9 protein-coding genes and 1 pseudogene are annotated in these 8,580 nt (G+C 63.6%); 4 read left to right on the plus strand and 6 right to left on the minus strand.

Translation table 11 applies throughout. From position 1 onward, the window contains the following. The coding region (locus JSE7799_RS22045; protein WP_306455412.1) for a transposase at positions 1-155 on the minus strand (155 nt) is incomplete at its 3' end. A 13-nt stretch (positions 156-168) separates the two neighbouring features. Here JSE7799_RS22045 and JSE7799_RS11040 point away from each other — a divergent pair. From JSE7799_RS11040 to JSE7799_RS11050, 3 genes are read left to right on the plus strand one after another with little or no spacing between them, the layout of a single operon-like run. Then, positions 169-582: a restriction endonuclease subunit S gene (locus tag JSE7799_RS11040; RefSeq protein ID WP_083480489.1), complete on the plus strand. Its 414-nt coding sequence runs from the start codon at positions 169-171 to the stop codon at positions 580-582. A 42-nt stretch (positions 583-624) separates the two neighbouring features. Next, entirely contained in the window at positions 625-3,696 is a 3,072-nt protein-coding gene (locus JSE7799_RS11045; protein ID WP_055663653.1) for a type I restriction endonuclease subunit R, read from the plus strand. Further along, on the plus strand, positions 3,686-4,405 hold the full coding sequence (locus JSE7799_RS11050) for a M48 family metallopeptidase (RefSeq protein ID WP_055663654.1): 720 nt from the start codon (positions 3,686-3,688) through the stop codon (positions 4,403-4,405). The genes JSE7799_RS11045 and JSE7799_RS11050 overlap by 11 nt, the downstream gene beginning before the upstream one ends. 5 nt (positions 4,406-4,410) lie before the next feature. Here the strand turns inward: JSE7799_RS11050 and JSE7799_RS11055 are convergent, their stop codons facing one another. The 5 genes from JSE7799_RS11055 to JSE7799_RS11075 form a co-directional block, all read right to left on the minus strand. Next, a complete protein-coding gene (locus tag JSE7799_RS11055) occupies positions 4,411-4,803 on the minus strand; it encodes a ParB/RepB/Spo0J family partition protein (protein WP_055663655.1) in 393 nt (130 codons plus the stop codon). Then, on the minus strand, positions 4,800-6,107 hold the full coding sequence (locus tag JSE7799_RS11060) for a recombinase family protein (protein ID WP_055663656.1): 1,308 nt from the start codon (positions 6,105-6,107) through the stop codon (positions 4,800-4,802). Before JSE7799_RS11060 ends, JSE7799_RS11055 begins: the two co-directional genes overlap by 4 nt. Beyond that, positions 6,104-6,556: a DUF2924 domain-containing protein gene (locus JSE7799_RS11065; RefSeq protein WP_055663657.1), complete on the minus strand. Its 453-nt coding sequence runs from the start codon at positions 6,554-6,556 to the stop codon at positions 6,104-6,106. Before JSE7799_RS11065 ends, JSE7799_RS11060 begins: the two co-directional genes overlap by 4 nt. 322 nt (positions 6,557-6,878) lie before the next feature. Beyond that, positions 6,879-7,598, minus strand: coding sequence for a hypothetical protein (locus JSE7799_RS11070; RefSeq protein WP_055663658.1), 720 nt, complete (start codon positions 7,596-7,598; stop codon positions 6,879-6,881). A 1-nt stretch (position 7,599) separates the two neighbouring features. Then, the gene (locus JSE7799_RS11075) at positions 7,600-8,277 is read right to left on the minus strand and encodes an XRE family transcriptional regulator (RefSeq protein WP_055663659.1); all 678 of its coding nucleotides are present in this window, start codon (positions 8,275-8,277) and stop codon (positions 7,600-7,602) included. Positions 8,278-8,390: 113 nt separating this feature from the next. On the opposite strand from JSE7799_RS11075, the pseudogene JSE7799_RS11080 reads away from it, so the two are divergent. Beyond that, positions 8,391-8,580, plus strand: a pseudogene (locus tag JSE7799_RS11080) (hypothetical protein); the annotation flags it as partial.

An 8,580-nucleotide genomic window follows, 5' to 3' on the forward strand; every position in this document is an offset into this window, starting at 1 on the left:
TCATGTCGCCGCGCGACATCCACCACACGAACTCCAGGCTGAAAGCTCTCGGTGACGATCCGCGCTTTTACCTCATCCGGCCAGCGCCGGTATCCACGCGTCCGCTCCACAACCTCGATACAGCCACCAAATCCGTCCCCGCCGTCCGCCATCATAAGCTCCTTCTGAATGCTCAGAACGAGACTCGCCGCTGGCTCAGCGCGACGGAACCGCGGAAATCAATGGGGCGGGGACGGCGCTTACGGCGAAGAGAAGATGCTGACATCTGTAGACGTAACGATCTTCAGACCGAAGGAAGCACTGGCCGACCGAAAGCTCCTTACTGAGTTTATGAGCCAATCCGGCTGGTTCGCGCGTGTGGATGAAGCCAGCGGCGGGACCACGAGGAAGCGGATTGCTCGGAGCAACCTTGGCCGGATGCCTCTATTTATGCCTCCAATCAAAGAGCAGCAGGCCATGTCAGAACTTTTCACCGACATGGACGCCGAAATCCAATCCCTCGAAGCCCGCCTCGAAAAGGCGCGGCAGGTGAAGGAGGGCATGATGCAGAACCTTTTGACCGGACGGATCAGGCTGGTCTGACGACATTTTCAAGTAGCGATTTTCCAGAACGGAGAGGTTCCCATGAGCAAGATCGGCGAGGCGGAACGCAAGGCCCAGAACCGGGTCATCGACCTGCTGAGCGCGCACCAGACCGACGCGCCCGGCGGCCTCGGCTGGCGCTACCTCGGCGATTGGCAAAAGCGTGAGGGCAACGCCAATATCGAGGAGGATCTGCTGCGCCTCTGGCTCCTCTCCCGCGGCTACGCGCCCGAGATCGTCACCCAGGCCATCACCCTCCTGAAGCGCGAAGCGCGGATGGAGGACACGAAGCTCTACGAGGCCAACCAGAGCTTCTACGAGATGCTCCGCTACGGCCTGGCCGTCGCCCCCGGCCCGGGCGAGGCTCCCGTCACCGTGCGCTTCATCGACTGGGCCGACGTGGCCGCCAATGACATGGGCGTCGCCGAAGAGGTCGCCATCAAGGGCAAGGACGCCAAGGCCTGGAACAAGCGCCCCGACCTGGTGCTCTACGTCAACGGCATTGCCCTTGGCACCGTGGAGCTGAAAAAGTCCACCGTCGGCGTCGGCGAGGGCATCCGCCAGACGCTCGACAACCAGCGGCCCGAGTTCATCCGGCACTTCTTCACCACGGTGCAGATCACCTTTGCCGGCAATGACAGCGAGGGGCTGCGCTACGCCCCGATCCAGACGCCCCAACCGTACTGGCTGGCCTGGAAGGAAGAGAGCGAGATTACGGCCCGACTCGACCGCGACGTGACGCAGATGATGTCACCCGCGCGGTTCCTGGAGCTCATCAACGACTTCACCCTGTTCGACGCTGGCATCAAGAAGATCGCCCGCCCGAACCAGTATTTCGGCGTGAAGACCGCGCAGGAGCGTGTGCAGGCGAAGGAAGGTGGCATCATCTGGCAGACCCAGGGCTCCGGCAAGAGCCTGATCATGGTGATGCTGGCGCGCTGGATCAGGGAGGCCAAGCCGGATGCGCGTATCCTGGTGGTAACGGACCGCAAGGAGCTGGACCGGCAGATCTCGGAAGACGTCTTCGGCGGCACCGGCGACAAGGTCCGTCGCGCCCGTTCCGGCACCGACCTGATGGCCGCGCTGGCCGATCCGACTGATCGCATCATCTGCTCCCTCGTCCACAAGTTCGGCAAGCGCGAGGAAACCGAGATGGCCGGGCTGATCTCGGACATCCAGAGCGCCAAGATTGGGGCGCCGGTGGGCGAGTTCTACGTCTTCATCGATGAGGCACACCGGACGCAATCGGGTACACTGGCCCGGGCAATGCGGCAGGTGCTGCCCGACGCCATGTTCATCGGCTTCACGGGTACGCCCCTGCTGAAGTCCGACAAGGAGACCTCGCTAGAAACCTTCGGGCCCTACATCGGCAAGCCCTACCGATTTGACGAGGCTGTCGACGACGGCGTGGTGCTGGACTTGCGCTACGAGGCCCGCGACATCGACCAGCGGATCAGCGCCCCGGCCAAGATCGACGCCTGGTTCGAGGCTCACACCAAGATGCTGACCCCCATTGCCAAAGCGACGTTGAAGCAGCGCTGGGGCACTCTGCAACGGGTCCTGTCCAGCCGCGACAGGCTGGAGCAGATCGCCAAGGACATCATCATGGACATGGAGATGAAGCCTCGCCTGAACGCAGGGAGGGGGAATGCCATGCTCGTGGCCGGGTCCATTCCCGAGGCCTGCAAGTTCTTCGAGATCTTCCGGAAGTCCGGCTCGGTTCTGGCCGACAGGTGCGCCATCGTGACCTCCTACAAGCGGGCCGCCCCCGAGATCACCGGTGAAGAGACCGGAATGGGCGAGACCGAGAAACAGTATGTGCACCGGGTCTACACGGACCTGCTGGGCGAAACCTCCGAAGAGAACTACGAGGAGGAGGCGCTGCGGCTGTTCAAGAAGGAGCCGGGGCGGATGAAGCTGCTGATCGTCGTGAGCCGCCTCCTGACCGGCTTCGATGCGCCCACGGCGACCTACATCTTCATCGACAAGCAGATGAAGGATCACGGGTTGTTCCAGGCGATCTGCCGCGTAAATCGGTTGGATGGGGATGACAAGGATTTCGGGTACATAGTCGACTACAAGGACCTGTTCCGGAACATCGAGAGCGCGGTGGATGATTACACATCCGAAGCATTTGATGCCTTCGACAAGGAAGACGTGGAAGGACTGATCACCGACCGCGCCGAGCAGGCTGACCAGGACCTGCGGCTCGCCCGCGACGCCTGGTTGGGCCTCATGGACGGCGTGGAACAGCCGAAGTCGGATGACGAGATCTTCGTCTACTTTTCGAGCCCGCAGGGCATCGACATCGACCCTGATGCAGAGGAGAAAGCGCGTCGGCGTCAGGCGCTCTACAAGATCGCCGGCCGATACGCCCGAGCCTTCGCGAATATTGCGGCCGAGCCGGAGGGGTCGGGCTTCAACGATCTCGAACTCGGCGAAATCCGCCGTGAGGTGGAGTGCGCGATCGGGATCAGGGATGCCGTTAGGCTGCACAGCGGTGATGCCGTTGACATGAAGCTCTACGAGCCGGCGATGCGCCACCTGATCGACAACTACATCCGTGCCAATGACTCAGATATCATCTCGCATCTCGACGACATCAGCCTGATCGACCTGGTCGAGAGCAAGGGTGCCGATGCCGAGAACGACCTGCCGCCAGCATCGAAACGGAAGCGGGAAAACGTGGCCGAGGCGATCGAAAACAACGTTCGAAAGCTGATCATCGAGGAGACCCCCGTCAATCCGCGCTTTTACGAGAAGATGTCCGAATTGTTGACCGATCTTGTTCGGCAACGGCGGGAAGGCGCTATCGAATACGCGGAATATCTCGAACGGATCGCGGCGCTGGTCAGGGATGCGAAAGCTGGACATGGCAACACCTATCCCCCCTCGATCAAGAGCGCCGGCCTGAAAGCGCTGTTCGACAACCTCGACACGGACGAAGCTATGGCTTTGCAGGTCGATCGCGCTGTGCGCGAGACAGCACCTTTCGGATGGCGCGGTAACGCGATGAAGGAAAGAAAGGTTCGGCGCTGCCTCGCGCAGGTTCTGGATGACCCAGACACAGTGGAGCGGATCTTTGAGATCCTGAAAAACCAGAGTGAATACTGAAGTTTCGCAAATCGGCGGCATAAACGTCGATATCGTGCGCAAGAAGATCAAGAATCTGCATATCGGCTGCTACCCACCGGAGGGCCGAGTCAGAGTCGCCGCCCCGGGTCACGTGAGCGCCGAAGCAATCCGGCTCGCCGTCCTTACGAGGATGCCGTGGATCAGGCGAAAACAGGCGCAATTCGCGAATCAGGAGCGCCAGCCCCCGCGCCGCCACATCTCGGGGGAAACGCATTTCCTTTTCGGCAGACCGCTACGGCTCGAAGTTCATCACTGGGACAAGAAGGTCCATCGGATCGCCCGGGTGGGCAACGACAAGCTCCGGCTGAGTATACCTGTGGGCAGTGAACCTGAACAACTGCGCCGATGGATAGACGCGTGGCTGAAGGCAGAACTCCGAAAAATGGCCGCGCCGCGCATCGAGTATTGGTCAGCGCGCATGGGCGTGCGATCTCAGAAGTGGGGCATCCGCCCGATGAAGACCAAGTGGGGAAGCTGTAATCCCGAAAAGGGCATCGTCTGGCTGAACTCGGAGCTTGCGAAGAAGCCCGAGCGGATGATCGACTATGTGATCGTTCATGAGCTCGCGCACCTCGTGTCACCCAGGCACGACGAGCTCTTCACCGCCGTTCTGGACCGCGAGATGCCGCGATGGCGGCAAGTGCGCCAAGAGCTTAATGCACTTCCGTTGTCGGCGTGGCGTGACTAACTGATTCAAATCGTGGACCCGGCAAAGGCTCTTTGATCGCCCCACGCCACCGGAAACGGTTCAAGCACACGCGCCAGCGTCACCACCGGGCCCGGCTTCCCGTCCAGGATCGCCTCGACGATGTTCGGCGCGAGCAAGGTGAGGCGTAGGACCCGGGTCATGTAGGACGGCGCGATCCCTTCGCGCTCGGCCAGTTCGGCGATCGTGGCGTACTCGCCCGACTCCAGCAGGCGCTTCCAGCGGAACGCCCGCGCCAGCGCCTTGACCAGCGTGTTGTCCGTCCGCCTCGGCTGCGCGGCGCCCTCCGGCAGTTGCATTTCTTTCCGCCCGCCGCGCTTCACGACGCGGAACGGGACGTGGAGTGTTACCGTCTCGGGGATCGGTGCTCCGCGGGTCATGCGGCTGCTCCCACGTCTCCGACCCGCATCTCACGCGCGAGGCCGCCGAGGCCGTCGACGCGCAGCCGGACGTTCAATCCGTCCGTGCCGATATCGACGCGCTCGACCAGCAGCGCTGCGATGCGCGCCTGCTCGGCGGGGAACATCTCGTCCCACAGCGGGTCAAGCTGCTGAAGCGCCGCGCGGGCGTCGGCTTCCGTGATGTCGTAGGTGTGGGCGCGCGCGGCCTTCCACGTGCCCGCCACGATCTCTGGCTGGCGGAACACGGCGCGCAGCTGGTCGATGACTGACGCCTCAATCTCGCCCGCCGGCACGCGGCCGACCGGACATGATCCGGCACCGTGCTTCAACACGGTCTGGCTGACATAGTAGCGGTAGAGCCTGTCGCCCTTGCGCGTGTGGGTCGGCGAGAAGGCCGCGCCATCGGGCCCGAACAGCAGCCCCTTCAGGAGCGCGGGCGTGTCCGAGCGGGTGCGCGCGGCGCGCTTGCGCGGGCTTTCCTGCAGGATGGCGTGGACGCGGTCCCACGTCTCGCGGTCGATGATGGCGTCGTGTTCGCCGGGATAGCTCTCCCCCTTGTGCACCGCCTCGCCGATGTAGGCGCGGTTGTTCAACATGCGGTAGAGGTACTTCTTGTCGATCCGGTTGCCGCGCGGCGTGCGGATGCCGCGTTTCGCGACCTCCCGCGCCAATTCCGTGCCCGATCCGATCTCGAGGAAGCGGGCGAAGATCCAGCGCACATGCGCGGCGGTTTCTTCGTCGATGACCAGCTTGCGGTTTTCTACGCGGTAGCCGTAGGGCGGCACCCCGCCCATCCACATGCCCTTCTTCCGGCTGGCGGCGACCTTGTCGCGGATGCGCTCGGCCGTCACCTCGCGTTCGAACTGGGCGAAGGACAGCAGGATGTTCAGCGTCAGCCGGCCCATCGACGTGGTCGTGTTGAAGGACTGCGTCACCGAGACGAAGGTCACACCGTTGCGGTCGAAGACCTCGACCAGCTTGGCGAAATCCGCCAGCGAGCGGCTGAGGCGGTCGATCTTGTAGACCACGACCACGTCGACCAGCCCGTCCTCGATGTCCTCCAGCAGCCGCTTCAGGCCGGGTCGTTCCAGCGTGCCGCCCGAGATGCCGCCGTCGTCATACTGATCGCGAACCAGCACCCAGCCCTCGGAGCGCTGGCTGGCGATGTATGCCTCGCAGGCCTCGCGCTGCGCGTGGAGCGAGTTGAACTCCTGCTCCAGCCTTTCCTCGGAGGACTTGCGGGTGTAGACTGCACAGCGACGCTTGATCTTCACGTCCGTCATGACCGTCCCCGCCTGTTCCTGAGCCCGAAGAAGACCCACCCGTTCCAGCGCGTACCGGTGATTGCCCGGGCGATGGCAGAGAGCGACTTGTACGGCCGCCCCTGCCATTCGAAGCCATCGGCGGTGACGGTGACGACGTGCTCGACGCCCTGCCATTCGCGGATCAGCCGGGTCCCTGCGATGGGCATGGTGTCGGCGCGGACGCGGCTCTTCTTGCGGTCGCCACCATCCAGTTCCTCGCCCAGCCGCTCCAGCCGCCGGATCGTCTCGGGCTTCAGCCCGCCATAGGCGAGTTCCTGGATGCGGTAGGCCAGCCGGCTCTCCAGGTAGCGGCGGTTGAACGGCGGCGGCTCGCTGTCGAACAGATCGCGCCACTGTTTTTTCAGGTCGGGCGTCGTCGCCGTCTTCAGCGCGGCCAGGCGCGCGGGGATGGGATCGTGGATCGTCATTCGGTTCTCCGGTGAGTTGGAGTTGCATGACGGCATGCGTTCGCCGGAGAGTGTAGGCGAATTTCTCCTGTCTCGTCAGAAGCTTCGCCGCGCTCTCGCAGCCTCAGCCGGACGAGCCCCAGCGCCAGTAGGCCGCACAGCTCGGCGCGGCGCTCGGCGGGGGTCATCTGGTCGGGAGGCAGCGGGTTCGAGCCCAGCCGCGGATATGTCGGCGCGTTTCTCATAGGAGAAACGCTACCCGCACGCCCCCCGAAAACAATCGAAATCAATGGCTTATGGGAGTTCCGCGTAAACCTGCGCACCGAGTGGGAAGTGCGGCACCTCAGTGACGGGTCGCGGGCGTCACCTCTGCGTCGTTGTCGAGACGCAGCGCCGATCGCCAGAGCGGTGTCTTGACGAACAGCGCGTCCTCCGACCGGTACCGGCTGGCGCCGTCCTGCTTCTCCAGAAGGCCGGCCCAGCTGAGTGGGCGGAGCACCTGGACGAAGAGGCCGCTCATCATGGCGTCAAAGCCGGGCTCCGGTTCGCCATAGAAGACGCGCCGCAGGTCGGCGCCTGTCGCACCGTCCTCGGTCTCGACGTTGAGCACGTTCAGGAAGATGTCCCAGTTGCCGAGTACGGGCTCATCGTCGAAGCGCGACGAGGCGGCGTGGTCGACATGGAACAGGAAGAACGGGACGACGGTGTTGAAAATCCGACCGGGGTGGCCGACCAGCGCCTGACCGGCCTTTGTCAGCCGGAACTGCCCCTTGTAGTGCCGGGCGAGCTTCATCGCGATCATCAGGTCGTGCAGAACCATGAGCGGGGCGAAGTCAGGCTCGTTCAGCACCTTGTTGACGGCGAAGAGGTCCGCTTCGGTGTGGCCGGGCCAGTCGAACTCGGACGCGGCCCAGTGCACGAAGACCCGCTTGAACGCCTTGGACGGCGTCAGGGGGATGCCGCCGTGTTCGCCAATCCAGGCAAAGGTCTTCTCGATCCCGCGCACCAGCGGCGAGAACGCCAGCGCCGGATCGGCATCGTCGACCTCCCTGAACGCGATCACCTCAGATCTCCCGCGCGAACCAACGGATGCGGCCGACGATGTGGATCTCGTCGGCCGTTCTTTCGTATTCGGGGTAGTGCTTGTTGTCCGAAATCACCCGGACTGCCGGTGGGTCACTGTTGGGGATGTGCTCCAGCCGCTTCGCCACCAGCCCCAGTCCATCGTCGAGTACGAAGATCCCCGGCGGGTTCGGGGCCCGCTGGTTGAGATCGACAAGCACGGTATCCCCGTCCAGCAATGTGGGCGTCATGCTGTCCCCTTCGACATGGATGATGCGCAGCTGTGACGGGCTCGCCTTGAGGCTGCCTTTGATCCAGGACCGGCGGAAGTGATACGGACGGCCCGGCGCCTCGTGATCCTCGGCCACGACCGCACCGCCGCCCATCGAGGGCCGCGGGCTGGCATGCGCGATTGCCACGAAGGCCTCGTCGGGCTTTTCAATAAAGGGCGACGCCCCCTCGACCTCACCGATGCCATGTAGCAGCCACTCCCGCTCGACTTTCAGCACCCGCGCAACTTCGGCCAGCTTGCCGATGCCGGGACGTGCCGACCGGCCGCGCAGGATGTCGTAGATGAAGGAACGGTTCACACCGGCCATTTCGGCGACATGAGCGGGGCTGAGGCCAAGCTGCTGTGCTCGGGCGCGAAGGCGGTCGGATAGCGTGTGATGCTCGGTCATGTTCCCACCGGCTCATGGATGATGTTGGACAGAACAGGATTGATGGGCTCCCGTCAAGCCAATAGGAACGCATAGTGAACATCTGGCAAGAGATTCGTCGAGAGGGGACGCGCGTGAACATCGACAAGACCTATTTCACGCTCCCCGAGATCCTTGAGCGATGGCAGATCAGCGAGGCAGACCTGACCTACCTGGCCGAGAACGATCGGCTGCGCCTTTCGGTGCGCGTCTTCGAGGCCCCGGTCGAGTTCGGTCATTATGAGAGTTTGGCCGAAGGCGAGCGGCGCCGCGTGACTTGGGAGC

This window comes from Jannaschia seosinensis (assembly GCF_001408515.1).
GTDB lineage: Bacteria > Pseudomonadota > Alphaproteobacteria > Rhodobacterales > Rhodobacteraceae > Jannaschia > Jannaschia seosinensis.

Excerpts from the sequence above, each read along its gene's own strand:
- JSE7799_RS11055 (WP_055663655.1), bottom strand. The coding sequence starts at position 4,803 with ATGACCCGCGGAGCACCGATCCCCGAGACGGTAACACTCCACGTCCCG.
- JSE7799_RS11060 (WP_055663656.1), bottom strand. The coding sequence starts at position 6,107 with ATGACGGACGTGAAGATCAAGCGTCGCTGTGCAGTCTACACCCGCAAG.
- JSE7799_RS11065 (WP_055663657.1), bottom strand. The coding sequence starts at position 6,556 with ATGACGATCCACGATCCCATCCCCGCGCGCCTGGCCGCGCTGAAGACG.
- JSE7799_RS11040 (WP_083480489.1), top strand. The coding sequence starts at position 169 with ATGCTCAGAACGAGACTCGCCGCTGGCTCAGCGCGACGGAACCGCGGA.
- JSE7799_RS11045 (WP_055663653.1), top strand. The coding sequence starts at position 625 with ATGAGCAAGATCGGCGAGGCGGAACGCAAGGCCCAGAACCGGGTCATC.
- JSE7799_RS11075 (WP_055663659.1), bottom strand. The coding sequence starts at position 8,277 with ATGACCGAGCATCACACGCTATCCGACCGCCTTCGCGCCCGAGCACAG.